The following is a 16,001-nucleotide window of genomic DNA, read 5'->3' on the forward strand; positions in this document are numbered from 1 at the left end:
CATCACGATGGATCCATGACTGACCTCCACCGTCATCGCTGGTCCGCGATCTCGAGCCACCACGTGAGCGAAGGGCTGGTCGTGTACCAGCGGTGTGCTTGCGGTCAATGGCGCATCACAAGCACACCGCCGTACCCAGTCGCCTACCCGGAGATCGCCTTAGTCGATGCGGCTGACCATCGGTAGGCGGGATCGCGTCAGCAGCCAGGCGAGGAGACCGGCGAAGAGTGGTACGACGACCACGATGCCGCCGATCTCCGCCCACGGGACCACGAAGTGCGGTGACCCGAACGCGGCGTGCGCCGTGTAGCCGTACAGCGCGCCGACCCCCACGCCCAGCACGCAGCCCAGCTGTCCGAGTACCCACGCCTGCGCTGCCGCGAGCGACCGCCGTCGCCTCGGGGGCGCACCGATCGCCGCCAGCGTGGCCAGATCGGCCCGTCCCTCGGCCGCTGACAACGACACCGAGATCGCGACGCCGAGCAGCGTGACCACCGTCGCCGCGAGCACGATCCCGATCAGGAAGAGCCGCGCCGGACTCTGGTACCCCTTCTCGACCTGCAGCGCCTGGTCTGTCCCGAGCGTCCGCGCGACTGCGGCGAGTTCGTCCTTGGTCGGCTCCCTGGTCAGCTCGAAATGCACCTCGCTGACGTTGATCGTGCCCAGTTGGCGGGCCGTGTCCGGACTGATCAATGCGGTGTCGCGGAAGAACTGGACCCTGGGCGGCGGACCGAACGACACCGCGTCCAGGTTCTTGAGGTACTTGTCCTCGTCATCGTTGTGCATGGCAACCTTTTGCCCAAGCGCCAGCTTGACGTCCGGAACCACCACCTTGCCGTCGCGCATCGCCGCCGCCACCTTGGCGCCGTATTCACCGAAGCGTTCGACGAAGGCGGGGTCAGCTGCCTGCAGCGGCATCCCGGTCATACCCGATCCGTTCTCCGGGGTGGCGACGGCCAGGACCGGCGTATAGCCGTACTGGTTGGCTTTCGTGTTCGCCAACTGAACGTATCCGAGCTCGTACTGTTTCCGGACCGGAAGCGACCCGGCCAGCTGCGAGGCGAGTTGCGGCGTATACGTGATCCCACCGGATTCGTCGCCGGTGAACCGGACGACAGCATCGCCCTGGTGACCGGCTGCCGTGTACTGCGCCGCGTCGGCCGCAATCGAGTTGGACGCGGCGAACGCGACCGCGGCGGTGCCGGCGACGGCCATCATGATCGCGGCCGTCGCGGGACCTGTCCGATGGCGGTGCCGCGCGGCGTCGCGCATCGCCATCCGGCCGCTCAACGGCAGCGACCGCGCCAGGCCGGCGACCTTGACGACAAGACTCGGCAACATCCACACCAGTGCGATGACCGACGCGGTGATCCCGAGCAGCACCAACGCGACCGGACCGCTCGGCGTGGCCGTCGCCTCCTGACCCAGCGGCGAGTGCCGCGCCGACCTCAACGCCGCGGCGATCATCGCGCTGCCCGCGAACACGCACACCAGCCCGCCTGCCAGCAGGACGATCGCGGCGATCCGGATCCGCGCCGCCTTCGCAGTCACGGTGAACCGGCCGGACAACGCAGCCATCGGCGCCTGTCGTCCTGCAGTGATCGCCGGTACGACGGCAGCGGCGAGTCCGGCGCCGAGACCGAGGAGCGCGATCGCCACGATCGTGCCCCAGGGGATCTGCCACGCCGTGAAGATCGAATCCGTCATCCGTTCCCAGACCGGTTTCGCGCTGAACGCCGCGATGCCGGCGATCGCCAGTCCGCCGGCCACGCCGACCAATCCGGCGAACAGACCCTGCATCACGACGATCCGTCGGACGTCGCCCGGCGTACCCCCGGCGGCCATCACCAGCCCGAGTTCGCGGGTTTGGCGGCGGGCGCCGACTGCGAACGCCGTACCGGCGAGCAGGACGATCTCCAGGATGCCGAAGCCGATCACCAGCGCCATCGCGGCGTACGGGCCGATGTCGTCGGCGGTGGTGCCGTACGGGTCCGGCGGCGGATCGATGATGGTTGCTCGCGGCAAGAGAAACAGACCCTGGTTGACCAGGTCGGTGCTGAGTTGGTTGGCATCGGCCGAGTCCGGCAGGTCGACCAGGTACTGGACCGTGCGCGTCGGATCGACCTCGTTTAGCGTGGAGTCCGGCGTCGCGAAGATCGCCGGCGTGCTCTGCGTGGTGAGCATCCGCGCGATGCCGACGACGGCGTAGCTCTTGCCGTTGGTGCTCTCGACTGTGTTGGTTTGGCCAAGCTTATCGGCCAGCGAAGGCGAGATCGCGACCTCGTCAGCCTTCGCCGGCAGCCGGCCCTTGTCGAGCTTGACGGTCCCGGTCGTCAGCGGGTTCGCGCCGTCGCCCGTGAGCAGCGTGACCGTGGTCTTCGAGTCCGGGACACGGACCTCCACCATGCCGGAGTCGACGAACAGACGGGCCAGCTTCGTCCCGGCCGGGAGCAGCGGGCTCGGGTCGAACGTCGACGGTGTCCGGACCGCCTTGTCGTGACCCGCGGCCGGCGGAGGTTCGCCGTACAGCATCTCCTGGCCCGGCGGCACCTGAAGCTTGCCGTACTGCGTGACATCGAGCCGGCCGTCCGCGCGTCCGATGGTGTTGTTGGCCAGCGTTTCGCCGCTCGGGCTTGCGGATTTCAAGACGATGCCCAGCCAGGTCGCAGCCAGCACCGGCAGGCCGATCAGCGCCGCGACCAGCAGCGTGCGGCCGAGGGATCTTCGCGCCGTACGCCGGGCGATCCGCAGCGGCGCAGCCCACTGGCCCATCAGCGGCTCTCCTGCAGCAACGCATCCGCATCCGGAAGCGGGCCTGCCTGTCCGACCAGTACGCCGTCGCGCAGGTAGACCACGCGGTCGGCCCACGCGGCGTGCCGGGCGTCGTGGGTGACGAGGACGCCGCCGATTCCGTGCTGGTCGCAGCGATCCCGGAGCAGACGCAGTACGGCCTCACCGGTGTCGGAGTCGAGCGCGCCGGTCGGCTCGTCCGCGAGCAGCAGGCGGCGCTCGCCGACGATCGCGCGGGCGATCGCCACTCGTTGCCGTTGGCCACCGGACATGTCGTCGGGGAAGCGGTCGGCGAGCTCCTCGATACCCACTTCCTGCAATGCGGTGACGGCGTGCTTGTGGGCAGACCGACTCCGGGTGCCGTCCAGCTCCAGCGGAAGCGCGACGTTCTCGGCCGCGGTCAACGCCGGGATCAGGTTGAAGTCCTGGAACACGTAGCCGATCCGGCGCCGACGCAGCGCCGCCACGGCGTTCCGGCTGAGTGTGGTGAGATCGTTGCCGTCGACAAGTACCTCACCCGCGGTCGGCTGGTCGAGACCGCCGGCGCAGGTGAGCAACGTCGACTTGCCGGACCCGGACGGGCCCATCACGGCAACCAGTTCCCCTGGCGCAACCGCCAGATCCACGCCCCGCAAGGCATGCACAGCCTGCTCACCCTGACCGTGCGTCCGCGTTAGCTGGCGAATGTCGAGAATCATGAGCGCGCCTCCTGCTCATCCGGTACGTCGTACCTCTGGGGAGCCGGCCGTGGTTTGCCGCGGTGGCGTAACAGCATCGCCTCGCAGTGATCGAGCCAGCGGATCTCCGCTTCGGCGCCGAAGATCATCGATTCGATGACCAGTTGCCAGGAGATCTCGCCCTCCGCGCTGTTGCGCTTCTGCCGGGTGAGCTCCTGCAGTGACTGCATGGTCGACATCCGCTGCCGTTGGACCACGGCGCTGACGTCCACGCCCGGCACCGCGAGCGCCAGGGCGAGCTTGATCGCGAGCTCGTCCCGCGGGCGCGACTCCCGGGCGACCGGGGTCTGGAACCAGTTCGCCAGCTCGCTCCGGCCGGCGTCGGTGATCTCGTACATCGACCGGCCGTCGCCCTCACTGGTAGCCGCCCGGACGGCCGCGGGCCGGACGAGGCCGTCGCGCTCGAGGCGCGTCAGTGTCGTGTACACCTGCCCGATGTTCAGCGGCCAGGTCGCCCCGGTGGCGGCCTCGAACTCACCGCGCAGCTGGTAGCCGTACTTCGGCTCGTCCTGGAGCAGCGCCAGCAATCCATGCTTGATCGACATGGATACTGAGTATGCATACTGGGTATGCGGTCGTCAATCCTCGCGGGTCAGGCGGCGTACCAGGCGGGCGGTGATCGCCTCCACGTCGTACGGGCGTCCGGTCCCCGGGGTCAGCTGGTCGAGGACAAGCCCGTCGATGGCGAAATGGAGCAGGCGGATCTCCTCGGCGCCGCCCGGGAGGCCGGCGTTCGCGTTGAAGGCGACGTCGGCGTCGAAGCCCTGGCGGAGCGTGCGCGACAGGATCTCGTGCAGGCCGGGGCGCCGGGCAGCTTCGAGGCGGAGCTCGAGCAGGGCAAGCGTGAGCTCCGGGCGGCCGAGGAGGCGCTCGACGATGTAGTGCACGTAGTCCGTCATCAGTTCGAGGCCCGGCTCGCGCGTGGCGAGCGGTGCGAGGACGGCCTCGTCCGGGGCGAGGCGCTCGAAGATCCGCTCGCCGAGCGCGCCGAGCAGGGCGTCGCGGGTCTTGAAGTAGTTGGACGCCGTACCGGCCGGGAACCCGGCGGCGGCGTCGACGGCTCGGTGCGTCAGGCCGCGGGCGCCGGCCTCCGCGAGCACGGCCAGGCCGGCGTCGGCCAGCTGGGTACGGCGTTCCGGATTCCGGGGCATATTGACAAGGCTAGCAGAGTTCCACTACAACTGTCGTACACAACAACAACAGCTGTAGTAGTCAGGAGACCAGATGCAACCCGCGGCATTCGGCGCGACCGTCGTCACCGACCACCCCTCGGAGGTCGCCGCCTTCTACACGCAGTACCTCGACCTGCAGATCGGGATCGATCTCGGCTGGTTCATCACGGTTCGCCGCGGCACGGCGGACTGGGAGCTCGCGATCATGGAGCGCGGCCACCCGACGATCCCGGCCGCCGTGTCGGCGCAGACCGAGAGCACGAACGTCTTCGGCTTCATCGTCGACGACGCCGACAAGACGGCCGCCGTGCTGCGTGCGGGCGGCGTCGAGCTGGAGGGCGACCCGAAGACCGAGGTCTTCGGCCAACGGCACTTCTTCGTCCGCGACCCAGCCGGCACCTGGATCGACGTGATCCAACTGGTCGAACCCGACCCGGAATGGGTCGCCGCCAACCTGCCTACAGAGTGAGGAGGACCTTGCCGAGCTGGGTCGAGTTCTCGAGGGTTTCGTGCGCCTTCGCGACCTCGGCGAGTGGGAACGTGGAGTGCACGATCGGACGGACCTTCTTCTCCGCGATCAGCGGCCAGACGTGGCCGACGACCTCGGCGATGATCCGGCCCTTGTCCGCGACCGAACGGAACCGCAGGCCGGTGGCGATCACCGATCCGCGCCGGCTCATCAGCCGCCCGAGGTCCAGTTCGCCCTTCGCCCCGCCCTGCATCCCGATCACCACGAGCCGCCCGTCGTACGCGAGCGACTTCACGTTGTCGGTCAGGTACTTCGCGCCCATGATGTCGAGGATCACGTCGGCGCCCGCGCCGTGCGTCGCCTCGTTCACCACCGACGCCCACTCGGCTTCCTTGTAGTTGATCGCGACGTCCGCGCCGAGCCGGGTGCAGAACTCCATCTTCTCCTTGGAGCCGACCGTGGTCAGCACCCGCGCGCCGTGCGCGACGCCGAGCTGGATCGCCATCGTGCCGATCCCGGACGAGCCGCCGTGCACCAGCAGGGTCTCGCCCTCTTTGAGATGCGCGGTCATGAAGATGTTCGACCAGACAGTCGCGACGACCTCGGGCAGTGCGGCCGCGCTGACCAGGTCGAGACCGTCCGGCACGGGCATCACCTGCGGAGCGGGTACGACGACCTTCTCGGCGTACCCGCCGCCGGCGAGCAGCGCGCAGCACTCGTCACCGACGGACCAGCCCTCGACCTCGGCGCCGACCGCGGCGATCCGGCCGGACACCTCGAGGCCGATCGTGCCGGGAGCGCCCGGCGGCGGCGGGTAGAAGCCCTGCCGCTGGAGCAGGTCGGCGCGGTTCACGCCGGCGGCGACGACGTCGATGACGACCTCGTCGACGGCCGGTTCCGGGTCCGGGATCTCGCCGATCCCCAGGAGGTCGATTCCACCGGCACCATCCACCACGACAGCTCGCATGCTGCCCAACCTACCCTCAGCGCTCGACCAGCTTCGCCAGGTCTTGCGCGATGGAGTCGAGGTAAGTGGTCTCGCCTATCGACTGGAACCAGTCCCATAGCTCGAGCGAGTGATAGAGCCGGTAGAGGTCGATCCGGTCCTCGGGCACGGCGCCATACCCGGCGGTGAGGCCCGCGAGCTTCTCGGGGTTGTCGTGGGCGGAGTACTGGATCGTCTTCGCCAGGTCGATCAGCGGATCGGCGGCGATCGCGTTCTCCACGTCGATGAACCCGTTCACGCGCCAGGTCGTCGGGTCCACGAGGATGTTGCCTTCGTGGAAGTCGTTGTGACACAGGACGGCTGCCGGGTTGTCCGCGAACAGGTGCGCGTGCTGTTCGACGTGGGCGGTGATCTCGGCGTGCAGCTTAGGGTCGCCGCCGAGCTGCTCGAACTCCTGCAGCTTCTTCGCGAACTGTCGTCGCATGTACTGATCGTTGTCCGGCAGCGGATCGAGGATCTGATCGGTCAGATAGCCGTACGCCGGTTGCGCGATGCGGTGAACGCGCTGCAACAGCTCGCCGAGTTGCGTGTACATCGCCCGCCAGTCCGGCGGCTCAGCCTCGGACAGCGGAACGCCGTCGAGCTTCGACAGCATCGTGACACCGTCGCCGACATGCAGCACCCGTGGGATCGAGCCGGCGAGCTCCTGCTCCAGCATCCCGTAGACGTGCACTTCCTTGGCCTGCTTCCAGAGCCAGTCCGGCGCGTAGACCTTCACGATCACTGGGTCGGCGGACGTACGCACCTCGTACACGGTGCTCAACTGCCCGCCGGTGCGCTCCACGACCTCGCTGACCTCGAGCCCGACGACGTCCCTCACCAGCTGCGCGACATCCATGCGTCGAACCTACGGACACCGTCCAGCGGTTTTCAGTCGTCGAGGTCTGCCCAGGTGTCGACGTCGTCACCTGCGTGGGTCGGTTCGGTCCACGCGAGGTCGAGGCCGGCGAGTGTACGGCGTACCGACTTGTCCCTCGGGTCGCCGACGTCGTGGATCGCCTTCGCCAACGCGGTACGCCGGTACGCGGTCGCGAGCTGCTGCTCCTGGCCGTCGGTGTCGCGCAGACCGAACCCGGCGTGGTTGCCAAGCCCCGCAACGAGCCCGGTCACGTCCTCTTCGGTGATCCACGGCAGATCGCAGCTCACCACCACGACAATCGGCGCGCTCCCGTGGGCCAGTCCAGCCGCCAGCCCCGCAACCGGTCCGCCCGACGGCGGGTCCTCCACCGTCCAGTCCACCTCTCGGTACGTCGTACGCACCGGCCCCACCACAACAGTCGAGGCGGCCCCTGCCGTCGCCGTCAACACCCGATCCAGCAAGGACATCCCGTCGAGCACGAGCATCGCCTTGTCCACCCCACCGAACCGAGTGGACCCTCCCCCCGCCAGCACTATCGCATCGAACTCCACTCCTGCAGTCTCGCATCTGCCCCGGTCGTGGGCCTGCCGCTTCTGCGGCACCATGGAGAGATGAGGATCGCCGTGGTGCAGACCGCCAGCAGCTACGACAAGGCCGCCAACCGGGACGCGGTCAGCCGTCTGGTCGCGGACGCCGCTTTGGGCGGGCCTGACGTTGTCGTGCTGCCGGAAGCGATGATGTCCGACTTCGCGGTCGAGGGGGAGTCGGTGGCGGAGGCAGCCGAGGCGCTCGACGGCGAGTTCGTCACAACGCTCCGGAAGGCTGCGGTCGAGAACGGCGTGGCGATCGTGGCCGGGATGTTCGAACGCAGCTGCGACCAGCATCGTCCGTACAACACACTCCTTGCTGTCGGCGCGGACGGCGTACTGCTCGGCGCCTACCGCAAGATCCACCTGTACGACGCGTTCGGGTACAAGGAGTCCGACCAGCTGACACCTGGTGACGTAGCTCCGGTAGTGGTCCAGGTCGGCAAGCACTCGCTCGGTCTGATGACTTGCTACGACCTGCGCTTCCCAGAGCTCTCCCGCGCGCTCATCGACGCCGGCGCCGAGGTGCTCGTCGTTCCGGCCGCCTGGGTCCGCGGACCGCTCAAGGAACACCACTGGACCACACTGCTCACCGCACGCGCTGTCGAGAACACCTGCTACGTCGCAGCGGCTGCACAGAACGGCAAGAAGTACTGCGGTCTCAGCCAGGTCATCGACCCGCAGGGCATCGCACTGGCGTCTGTGGGTGAGGCAGACGGACATGTGTTCGCTGAGATCACAGCCGAGCGGCTGGCCGACGTACGCAAGCGCAACCCGTCCCTGCAGAACCGCCGGTACTCCGTCACGCCGCGCTGACCAGTGCGCGGACCGGCTGGTCCGAAAAACTGGCTGACCCGTTAGCCTCCAGGGCGTGGCGGATGGGTTTGATCTGGAGCATCACGGCGATCTCGAAGTCGGTGAGGGGCTGGTCGACCTCGCCGTCAACGTCCGCGCGGGCACACCCCCGCCCTGGTTGCTCGACGCGATCACGGCGAGCCTGACCGAACTGGCGGCGTACCCGCGGCAGGACGCAGCCGTTGCCGCGGTCGCGCACCGACATGGTGTCGCCCCGGACCGGGTGCTGTTGACTGCGGGGGCCGCAGAGGCGTTCGTCCTGATCGCGCGGGCGTTCCGGCCGCGGCATCCGGTCGTGGTTCATCCACAGTTCACCGAGCCCGAGGCGGCGCTGCGCTCGGCCGGGCACCTGGTCGACCGGGTGATCCTGCGGCCCGAGGACGGGTTCACGCTGGACCCGTCCGCCGTACCGGCCGATGCTGATCTCGTTGTCATTGGTAACCCCACCAACCCGACATCGGTGCTGCACCGCGCCGACGACCTGCGCGAGCTGGCGCGACCCGACCGGATCCTGGTCGTCGACGAGGCGTTCATGGACGCCGTACCCGGTGAGCCCGAGTCGCTCGCCGGCGCGTCGATCCCTGGCCTCGTGGTGGTGCGGAGCTTGACGAAGACGTGGGGACTCGCGGGGTTGCGGGTCGGGTACGTCATCGCCGGCGCGGGTCTGATCGAGCAGTTGGCCGCGGTACAGCCGCACTGGCCGGTGTCCACTCCTGCACTTGCGGCGGCAATTGCCTGCAGCAACGAGCGTGCCGTCGCGGAAGCGGCCCAGGCTGCACTCGACATCGAACGCCAACGTGTCCATCTGCTTGACAGTCTCGGAACGGTGCACGGACTTTCGACGTACGGCGTGGCGCGGGCGCCGTTCGTTCTCTTGCATGTTCCTGGGGCGGCCGAGGTGCGGGAATCTCTGCGTGTGCAGGGGTTTGCGGTGCGGCGTGGGGATACGTTCCCGGGTCTCGGGACGGACTGGTTGCGGGTCGCCGTACGGCCTGAGGATGTGACCGACGGATTCGTGAAGGTGCTGTCGGATCTGCTGCCGCGTAATCGAGTTGGCGCTGTAACGCGCAGGGGGGTTTAGCTGAGGTCCACTTTGCGCACAAGATGACCAGTGCCCCGGTTGGTATGCCCTGGGCAACGTTCTGGCCGTTCGCGAAGGGAGCAGCACAATGGGTCTCAACGATGACGACATGAACACCTCGTCCGAAGGTGGCGCCGGCGAGTACGGAGGCTCGGGCGGCGGCGACTCGAGCGAAGGCAACGACACCACAGCCGGCGGCTCGACCGCTGCTCCCGGTGGCGGGAGCGCCGGGTACGGCGAGGAGTCCTCGGACGGCGGCGCCGACGGTGGAGCAGATGGTGGTGCCGGCGGCGAAGGCACCGCAGACGGCGGCGCGAACCCGGGCGGGACCGACGGAGGAGCTGACGGCGGGGCCGGTGGCTACGGCGAAGGTACCGCGGACGGCGGCGCGAATGCTGGCGGGACCGATGGCGGTGCTGACGGTGGCGCTGGTGGCGGCTACGGCGAAGGCTCGGGGTCCGGTGGCTCTGAGGGTGGTGACGGCGAAGGTCTTGCGGACGGCGGGGCGAACGCTGGCGGGTCCGATGGCGGTGCCGACGGTGGCGCTGGTGGCGGTGAAGGCTCGGGTTCTGGTGGGTCCGAGGGTGGCGCTGCGGGTGGTTCTGATGGTGGGGCCGATGGAGGCGCGGACGGCGGCGCCGGCGGGAACTCCGGGAGCTGGTGACCACCGTGCCGGAGGCCGGGCCGTTCCCGCAGAGCAACCATCCGGCCGAGCAGTCGGCCGCCGATGGCGGTGAGCAGTTGCGAGACGAACGCCCGGCACTCCGGCGCTGTGTAGCAGGAGATCTGGACGAGTTCGCCAACATCTACTGGGGTTCGCAGGCACTCCTGTCCCACGGCCCCGACCTGCCCGCGCCGTACGACGACCTGTTCAGTCTCGACGCCGCAGATGAACTCCTGTCCCGCCGCGGCCTACGGACGCCGTTCCTACGCATCGCCAAGAACGGGTCAGTAGTCGGAGACAACCAGTTCACCGGACCAGCCGGTGCCGGTGCGGAGATCCCAGACCAGGTACGAGACGACAAGGTAGCCGCCCTGTTCGCCAGCGGCCACACCGTCGTACTGCAGGCACTCCACCGGACCTGGCCGGCACTCGTCGACTTCTCCACCCAGTTATCCGCCGACGCGGGCCACCCGGTACAAGTCAACGCCTACATCACCCCGGCCGAGTCCCAGGGGTTCTCCGCGCACTACGACGTACACGACGTGTTCGTACTCCAAGTAGCCGGCGAGAAGCACTGGACCGTACACGAGCCAGTCCACCTCGACCCGCTCCGCAACCAGCCGTGGACCGACCACGCGCGAGCGGTTGAAGCTGCGGCGCGCGACCAGGCACCGGTGATCGACGAGGTCCTCCGTCCTGGCGATGCGCTATACGTGCCCCGTGGCTTCCTGCACTCGGCGAAGGCCCTGGGTGGTGTGAGCGCACACCTGACCGTCGGACTGCACACACTGACGCGCTACCTGCTCGTCCAGGAGTTGGCCGCACTCGCTGCGAATCAGCCTTCCCTGCGCACCGCGCTACCTCTCGGCTTCGACCCCGGCGACCCGGAGCAACTAGCCCAGGTCCTGCCGCAGGTGATCGAACTCTTCACGCAGGAGCTCCGTACGGCGACCCCCGACGCACTGGCCAACCGCCTCCGCCGCCGTACCTGGTCCAGCAACCGCCCAGCTCCACTCCCACCACTGGCACACGCCGCGTCCATCGCCTCCCTGTACGTCGGTACGACGGTCCGCCTCCGCGCCGGCCTCCGCTGCCGCCTCATCCCCGGCGACCCGCTCGTCCTCCAACTCCCCGACCGAACCATCACCTTCCCGCCCGCCACGACCGCAGCCGTCACGGAACTCGTCTCGGGCGCCGACTGCAAGGTAGGAAACCTCCCCGGCCTCGACGACGCCGACCAACTCGTACTGGTCCGCCGCCTCCTCACCGAGGCAGTCTTAGTCGCCACCACCCAGTGACCGCCGCGGGCGATCACCCGGTAGGGGAAGTCGGCAACCGTATCGTGAGGTGGCGTGGACGTCGGTGATGTCAGATACCGTCCGGAGACCGGCTGCGCGGCGCAAGCCGACCGCCGTCACGACGCCCTGACTGCGACCGCCCCACCCGCCGAGCGCTGGCTCCTCATCGAGTCCCGCTCCGCCTGGCCCCGCCAAGCCCTGACCTCCCTTCGAAACAGCTCGTCCGGTGCCGAACTGGGCGATGTGATTGCGCAGCGATGCCGCGAGTTGAAGACCCGGCCGGTCCTCATCCGCCGCTACGGCCGCATCGATCAAACTGCTCCCCGGCGGTGGGCACTCGTGGACTGCCGCCCCGGGCGCGAACTCATTCGCTGGGGCGACCTGCCGACAGACGAACACCTACTGCAGGTCCTCGCCGGCAACGACTCGGGACTGATGAGCAATGAGCCCGTCTACCTCGTGTGTACGCACGGACGGCACGACGCATGCTGCGCCGTACGCGGACGTCCGGTCGCTGCGACGCTGACCGCCGCATACCCAGAACGCACCTGGGAATGCAGCCACATCGGTGGTGACCGATTCGCCGCGAACGTGGTCGTGCTGCCGCACGGCCTGTTCTACGGGCAGGTCGCAGCAGCCCGCGCCGTCGAACTCGCCGAGCAGTACGACGAGGGTTCCGTCGTACCCGATCTCCTCCGTGGATCAGGTGCGTTCGTTCCGCCCGTCCAAGCCGCCCAGCACTTCGCTCGCGCCGCCGGTCACTCACCCGCGGTCGACAACCTCCTCCCGCATGCCGTTGAAGTCCTCGGCGAGCACCGCTGGCGAATCCTCCTCGCATCCACCAACGGCCTGATCGCCGTCGAAGTCTCGGCCCGCCTCGCCACGGTCGACGCCCGCCTGACCTGCGCAGGTTCCTCTCCCGCCCAGATCCGTCACTTCGAACTCCACAGCCTGACCGCCGCCTGACCGCAGCGCGACTACTGCCTGAACCGCGGCCCGACTACTGCCTGACCGTCACCTGAGGGATCAGGTCGGGTCTGCCGGGCGGTCCGAAGCGTGTTCGCCGAAGAACGCTGACTGGCGCGCCATGATGTCGCGCATGGGCGTACCGCGAGGGACGCCGTACACCGTGCCCGGGAAGTCCAGGTCGCGCTGGATCTGCCACAGCTCCTCGTGCCGGTCGGGGGAGAAGAGCTGGGCCGGGTCGCCGGCGGCGATCCATCCGATCGGGAGGACCGTGCCTGCTTCCAGCCGCGAGTTCACGTGCAGCACGCTGTTGATCCGGAGTTCCGCGCCTGCGCCGGCGACAGAACCGGGAAACAACGCGGCGCCCGTGGCGATGAAGACTTCGTCCTCGACCGTGGCGCCGTTGACATGTGCATGGGGACCTACCAGGACCGCGTCGCCGATGAGCGCGGGATGGTTGGCCCGGCCGCGCACCAGGGCGTTCTCCATCACCACACTGTTCTCACCGAGCCGGATCTCGCCGTTCTCCGCCGTCAGCACCGCACCGTGCAGGACCCTGCTGCATTCGCCGAGGACGACGGCACCGCAGAGCACGGCCGATGGGGCGACGTACGCGGATTCGGGCACGACCGGTCGACGGCCGCGATGTTCCAGCAGCATCTGCTGTCCTCTCGTCGCGTGATCACCTCGCTCCAGTTTGTACCAAGATGGGTTGTGCGGACTCTCCACTGCCCGGGTCCTCACAACCCGGGCGGCGGTGTCCTCCGGGCCGTCCACGTCGGAGGTGGCAGGCTCGGTCCGGCGGACAATCCGGGTGGAGAACCGCGAACTGAGCCAACATTAGAACAGATGTTCGATCAGATGCAACGCATCCTGACAGGTCAGGAATCAGCCGCTCAGGTCCGCTCAGATGCGCTCGGAGCTCAACCGCGGAGCCACCCGGGCGAGCACATAGATCGTCAGACTCGCCACCAGCGCGAGCACCGCGAGCGCCACCCACGGCAGCTCGTGATCCACCTCGAAGAGCTGCGCGAAGAACGCCGGCGCCAGCACGCTCGAGAAGGTGAACGAGTACTGCCAGTACGACAGGTACTTCCCCCGCCCGACTGTAGGCGCGATCACGGCCGACAGCGCGTTGTTCGTCGCCGCGTGCAGTACGTCGGCGAACGCGTAGCAGGCCGTGGCGAGCACCAGCACCGGCACAACCCATCCGGCAGCGATGTGCACCTGCAGAGCCATCAGCAACGCCCACGCGGCGTACGTGATCCCAGCGACCACCATGACGTTCGTACGACGCCGCTGCTCGGTATGCCGCACGACGAGCGTCTGACCGGTCGCCAACACAACAGCCGTTGCCGCGATCAGTACGCCGACCAGCCACTTCGGCACTGTCAGCGCCTCAGTGACGTACACCGGTACGCCGACGCCGAGCATCATTGTGCAGAGCGCCAGCAAGGTGTTGGCGCCGATCAGTGCCAGGAACGTCTTGTCCTTGCGCAGCAACGGCGCCGGACCGGTGTCCTGGTGGGTCCGCTCGTGGTGCGACGGGTGCAGCCGCAGGAGCAGCAGCCCGGCGACGTAGAACGTCACCGCGTTGAGGGCCATCGCGAACAGGAACGGTGCGTCCCCGCCGATCGCCAGCAGCCAGCCGGCCACCAGCGCACCCAGAGCGAGGCCACCGGCCTGCATCATCCCGCCCAGGCCGAACCACTTGTCCCGCTCGCCCTCGTCGGCCACGTCCGCAAGCAGGCTGAAGATCGCCGACCAGAACACCCGCTGGCCGGTCGTCGTGACCAGCGCGCACAGGAAGAGCAGCCACATCGACCGCCCGAAGAAGAAGCCCGTGAAGGCCAGGCCTTGAGCGAACTGCGCAGCCACGACAAGGTTCCGCGGTCCGACGCGGTCGATAACCAGACCCACCGCGGCGGGCGCCGCGATGGAGAACAGCGTCGCGACCGTCAGCATCACGCCGGCGGTCCCGAGCGGGATGCCGGCGACCTTGTTGAAGAACAGCAACAGCAGCGGCCCGGCGCAGCCGCCACCGAACGAGTCGATCGCCAGACCGGCCAGCAGTGGGACCCGGCCGCGGACGTTCGGGAGGCCGAGTGACGCGGCTGCGGGCATGGCGGAGCGCTCCCATCGGGTCTTTTCGGCGGCTGGCGAACCGTAGCAAGCGCTCGCCAGCCCATTCCATCCGATTTCAGTCGGTCGCGCCCACGCGCCGTACCGAGACGTTCCGCAGTGGTCGCCAGGCGACCGCCGTCATCACCACCATTGCGACGAAGGCGATCGCGAACGGCGCGGCCAGACCGTACTGCTGCGCCAGTACGCCGCCTAGCGCGGAGCCGATCGCGGCACCGCCCACTGAGGCCAGCAGGTACACGCTGTTCACCCTGCCCATCAGAGCGTCCGGTGTGGCCAGTTGACGCGCTGTAGTCGACACGATGCCCCACACCACCGCGTGGACGCCGAACACCGCCATGGTCACGCCGGCGACCCACGGGTTCCTGGTGAGCGCCAGGATCAGGTGGACCGTCGTCTCGATGACCAGTCCGGCGCGGAGGAGGGTCACGGGCCCCACACGTGGCTCCAGGACGTGGTACGTCGGCATACCGAGAACACCGCCCACGGCACCGACAGACATGAGCAGGCCGAACTGCGTCTCGCTCAGCCCCAGCTGCTCGCGCGCGAACAACACCCAGGTCGCGAAGGCGGCGCAGAAGGTGATGTTCATGACCAGGATCGATAGCGCGAGCGTCCGTACGCCGGAGTGATGCCAGAGCCAGCGCACTCCCTCACGCACCTCATGCAACAGGGCTGCGCGAGTGGAGTGGTCGGGCAGCGGCGGACGAACGGCGACGCGAGCGATCAGGGTCGCTGCGGCGGCGAAGGTGACGGCGTCGAACACCAAGGGAATGCCGGCGCCCGCAGCGAACAGCAGCGCGCCCAACGGCGGTCCGCCGAGTTGCTGGAGGACGGTGCCGCTGGCGAACAGTCGAGCGTTGGCCTTGCCGAGGTGATCCTTCGGTACGGCGCTGACCAGCAACGCGCCGGATGCGTTATCTGCCAGCGTCTCCGCCGTACCGAGAAGGAACAGTGCGAGGTAGACCGCCCAGAGCGGCGCGGTGTCGAGCAGTACGGCGAGACCGAGCGCGGCCAGGACGATCGCGCGAAAGGTGTCCGCGGCAACGATCATCAACCGGCGGTCGAGCCGATCGACGAGAACGCCGCTGAACAGAGCGAAGAGGAGCCACGGCAGTTGCTGAACGAAGGCGGCGGCACCGACCGCTGCAGGTTGAGCGGTGATCGAGGCGACGAGCAACGGGCCGGCGGCGGCCAGGGCGCCGTCGCCGAGGTTGGAGATGATCGCGGCCGGGAAGATCTTGCGGAAGTCAGGTCCGAGCTCGGACGGGAACGCGTACGCACCGAGGGAACGCATGGGAACTCCTGAGGGCATGACGAAGCGATGGACGCCGGCTGTCCAGCCGGCCGGTTCGCCCGGTCAGCGCGTCAGCGC

General features: G+C 68.5%; 16 protein-coding genes. 6 read left to right on the forward strand and 10 right to left on the reverse strand.

The window, feature by feature from the left end:
* Positions 1 to 159 precede the first annotated feature (159 nt).
* The 4 genes from ACLJOO_RS12315 to ACLJOO_RS12330 are packed head-to-tail and all read right to left on the reverse strand — an operon-like array spanning position 160 to position 4,678.
* Positions 160 to 2,772, reverse strand: a complete 2,613-nt coding sequence (locus ACLJOO_RS12315) for an FtsX-like permease family protein (RefSeq protein ID WP_410787021.1) — start codon at positions 2,770 to 2,772, stop codon at positions 160 to 162.
* A complete protein-coding gene (locus tag ACLJOO_RS12320) occupies positions 2,772 to 3,488 on the reverse strand; it encodes an ABC transporter ATP-binding protein (protein WP_410787022.1) in 717 nt (238 codons plus the stop codon). Before ACLJOO_RS12320 ends, ACLJOO_RS12315 begins: the two co-directional genes overlap by 1 nt.
* Entirely contained in the window at positions 3,485 to 4,072 is a 588-nt protein-coding gene (locus ACLJOO_RS12325) for a PadR family transcriptional regulator (protein WP_410787023.1), read from the reverse strand. The genes ACLJOO_RS12320 and ACLJOO_RS12325 overlap by 4 nt, the downstream gene beginning before the upstream one ends.
* A gap of 33 nt (positions 4,073 to 4,105) precedes the next feature.
* A complete protein-coding gene (locus tag ACLJOO_RS12330) occupies positions 4,106 to 4,678 on the reverse strand; it encodes a TetR/AcrR family transcriptional regulator (RefSeq protein WP_410787024.1) in 573 nt (190 codons plus the stop codon).
* Positions 4,679 to 4,751: 73 nt separating this feature from the next.
* Between ACLJOO_RS12330 and ACLJOO_RS12335 the strand changes: the two genes are divergently transcribed.
* Entirely contained in the window at positions 4,752 to 5,168 is a 417-nt protein-coding gene (locus ACLJOO_RS12335) for a VOC family protein (RefSeq protein ID WP_410787025.1), read from the forward strand.
* Here the strand turns inward: ACLJOO_RS12335 and ACLJOO_RS12340 are convergent.
* Genes ACLJOO_RS12340 through ACLJOO_RS12350 form a run of 3 tightly spaced genes read right to left on the reverse strand, consistent with a single transcriptional unit; the run spans position 5,158 to position 7,584 of the window.
* Positions 5,158 to 6,135 carry an NAD(P)H-quinone oxidoreductase gene (locus ACLJOO_RS12340; protein WP_410787026.1) on the reverse strand — a complete coding sequence of 326 codons (978 nt, stop codon included), beginning with the start codon at positions 6,133 to 6,135 and terminating at the stop codon, positions 5,158 to 5,160. The genes ACLJOO_RS12335 and ACLJOO_RS12340 overlap by 11 nt on opposite strands.
* A gap of 16 nt (positions 6,136 to 6,151) precedes the next feature.
* Positions 6,152 to 7,012 carry a phosphotransferase family protein gene (locus ACLJOO_RS12345; RefSeq protein ID WP_410787027.1) on the reverse strand — a complete coding sequence of 287 codons (861 nt, stop codon included), beginning with the start codon at positions 7,010 to 7,012 and terminating at the stop codon, positions 6,152 to 6,154.
* 32 nt (positions 7,013 to 7,044) lie between these two features.
* Complete coding sequence (locus tag ACLJOO_RS12350; RefSeq protein WP_410787028.1) at positions 7,045 to 7,584, reverse strand: molybdenum cofactor guanylyltransferase; 540 nt, start codon at positions 7,582 to 7,584, stop codon at positions 7,045 to 7,047.
* 60 nt (positions 7,585 to 7,644) lie between these two features.
* Between ACLJOO_RS12350 and ACLJOO_RS12355 the strand changes: the two genes are divergently transcribed.
* The 5 genes from ACLJOO_RS12355 (at position 7,645) to ACLJOO_RS12375 (ending at position 12,484) form a co-directional block, all read left to right on the forward strand.
* Positions 7,645 to 8,436 (forward strand): carbon-nitrogen hydrolase family protein, encoded by a 792-nt coding sequence (locus tag ACLJOO_RS12355; protein ID WP_410787029.1) that lies wholly within the window; start codon positions 7,645 to 7,647, stop codon positions 8,434 to 8,436.
* A 55-nt stretch (positions 8,437 to 8,491) separates the two neighbouring features.
* A complete protein-coding gene (cobC, locus tag ACLJOO_RS12360) occupies positions 8,492 to 9,556 on the forward strand; it encodes an Rv2231c family pyridoxal phosphate-dependent protein CobC (RefSeq protein ID WP_410787030.1) in 1,065 nt (354 codons plus the stop codon).
* Positions 9,557 to 9,644: 88 nt separating this feature from the next.
* On the forward strand, positions 9,645 to 10,220 hold the full coding sequence (locus tag ACLJOO_RS12365) for a BatC protein (RefSeq protein WP_410787031.1): 576 nt from the start codon (positions 9,645 to 9,647) through the stop codon (positions 10,218 to 10,220).
* Positions 10,217 to 11,518: a cupin domain-containing protein gene (locus ACLJOO_RS12370; RefSeq protein WP_410787032.1), complete on the forward strand. Its 1,302-nt coding sequence runs from the start codon at positions 10,217 to 10,219 to the stop codon at positions 11,516 to 11,518. The genes ACLJOO_RS12365 and ACLJOO_RS12370 overlap by 4 nt, the downstream gene beginning before the upstream one ends.
* A gap of 54 nt (positions 11,519 to 11,572) precedes the next feature.
* Positions 11,573 to 12,484 carry a sucrase ferredoxin gene (locus tag ACLJOO_RS12375; RefSeq protein WP_410787033.1) on the forward strand — a complete coding sequence of 304 codons (912 nt, stop codon included), beginning with the start codon at positions 11,573 to 11,575 and terminating at the stop codon, positions 12,482 to 12,484.
* 60 nt (positions 12,485 to 12,544) lie between these two features.
* Here ACLJOO_RS12375 and ACLJOO_RS12380 read toward each other — a convergent pair whose 3' ends face one another.
* From ACLJOO_RS12380 to ACLJOO_RS12390, 3 genes are all read right to left on the reverse strand, one after another.
* Positions 12,545 to 13,144, reverse strand: coding sequence for a gamma carbonic anhydrase family protein (locus ACLJOO_RS12380; RefSeq protein WP_410787034.1), 600 nt, complete (start codon positions 13,142 to 13,144; stop codon positions 12,545 to 12,547).
* Between the two features lie 246 nt (positions 13,145 to 13,390).
* Positions 13,391 to 14,608 (reverse strand): MFS transporter, encoded by a 1,218-nt coding sequence (locus ACLJOO_RS12385; RefSeq protein WP_410787035.1) that lies wholly within the window; start codon positions 14,606 to 14,608, stop codon positions 13,391 to 13,393.
* Positions 14,609 to 14,684: 76 nt separating this feature from the next.
* Positions 14,685 to 15,923 (reverse strand): MFS transporter, encoded by a 1,239-nt coding sequence (locus tag ACLJOO_RS12390; protein ID WP_410787036.1) that lies wholly within the window; start codon positions 15,921 to 15,923, stop codon positions 14,685 to 14,687.
* Positions 15,924 to 16,001 lie beyond the last annotated feature (78 nt).

Source organism: Kribbella sp. C-35 (assembly GCF_046549195.1).
Classification (GTDB): Bacteria; Actinomycetota; Actinomycetes; order Propionibacteriales; family Kribbellaceae; genus Kribbella.

Excerpts from the sequence above, each read along its gene's own strand:
- ACLJOO_RS12315 (WP_410787021.1), bottom strand. The coding sequence starts at position 2,772 with ATGGGCCAGTGGGCTGCGCCGCTGCGGATCGCCCGGCGTACGGCGCGA.
- ACLJOO_RS12320 (WP_410787022.1), bottom strand. The coding sequence starts at position 3,488 with ATGATTCTCGACATTCGCCAGCTAACGCGGACGCACGGTCAGGGTGAG.
- ACLJOO_RS12325 (WP_410787023.1), bottom strand. The coding sequence starts at position 4,072 with ATGTCGATCAAGCATGGATTGCTGGCGCTGCTCCAGGACGAGCCGAAG.
- ACLJOO_RS12330 (WP_410787024.1), bottom strand. The coding sequence starts at position 4,678 with ATGCCCCGGAATCCGGAACGCCGTACCCAGCTGGCCGACGCCGGCCTG.
- ACLJOO_RS12335 (WP_410787025.1), top strand. The coding sequence starts at position 4,752 with ATGCAACCCGCGGCATTCGGCGCGACCGTCGTCACCGACCACCCCTCG.
- ACLJOO_RS12340 (WP_410787026.1), bottom strand. The coding sequence starts at position 6,135 with ATGCGAGCTGTCGTGGTGGATGGTGCCGGTGGAATCGACCTCCTGGGG.
- ACLJOO_RS12345 (WP_410787027.1), bottom strand. The coding sequence starts at position 7,012 with ATGGATGTCGCGCAGCTGGTGAGGGACGTCGTCGGGCTCGAGGTCAGC.
- ACLJOO_RS12355 (WP_410787029.1), top strand. The coding sequence starts at position 7,645 with ATGAGGATCGCCGTGGTGCAGACCGCCAGCAGCTACGACAAGGCCGCC.
- ACLJOO_RS12365 (WP_410787031.1), top strand. The coding sequence starts at position 9,645 with ATGGGTCTCAACGATGACGACATGAACACCTCGTCCGAAGGTGGCGCC.
- ACLJOO_RS12380 (WP_410787034.1), bottom strand. The coding sequence starts at position 13,144 with ATGCTGCTGGAACATCGCGGCCGTCGACCGGTCGTGCCCGAATCCGCG.
- ACLJOO_RS12385 (WP_410787035.1), bottom strand. The coding sequence starts at position 14,608 with ATGCCCGCAGCCGCGTCACTCGGCCTCCCGAACGTCCGCGGCCGGGTC.
- ACLJOO_RS12390 (WP_410787036.1), bottom strand. The coding sequence starts at position 15,923 with ATGCGTTCCCTCGGTGCGTACGCGTTCCCGTCCGAGCTCGGACCTGAC.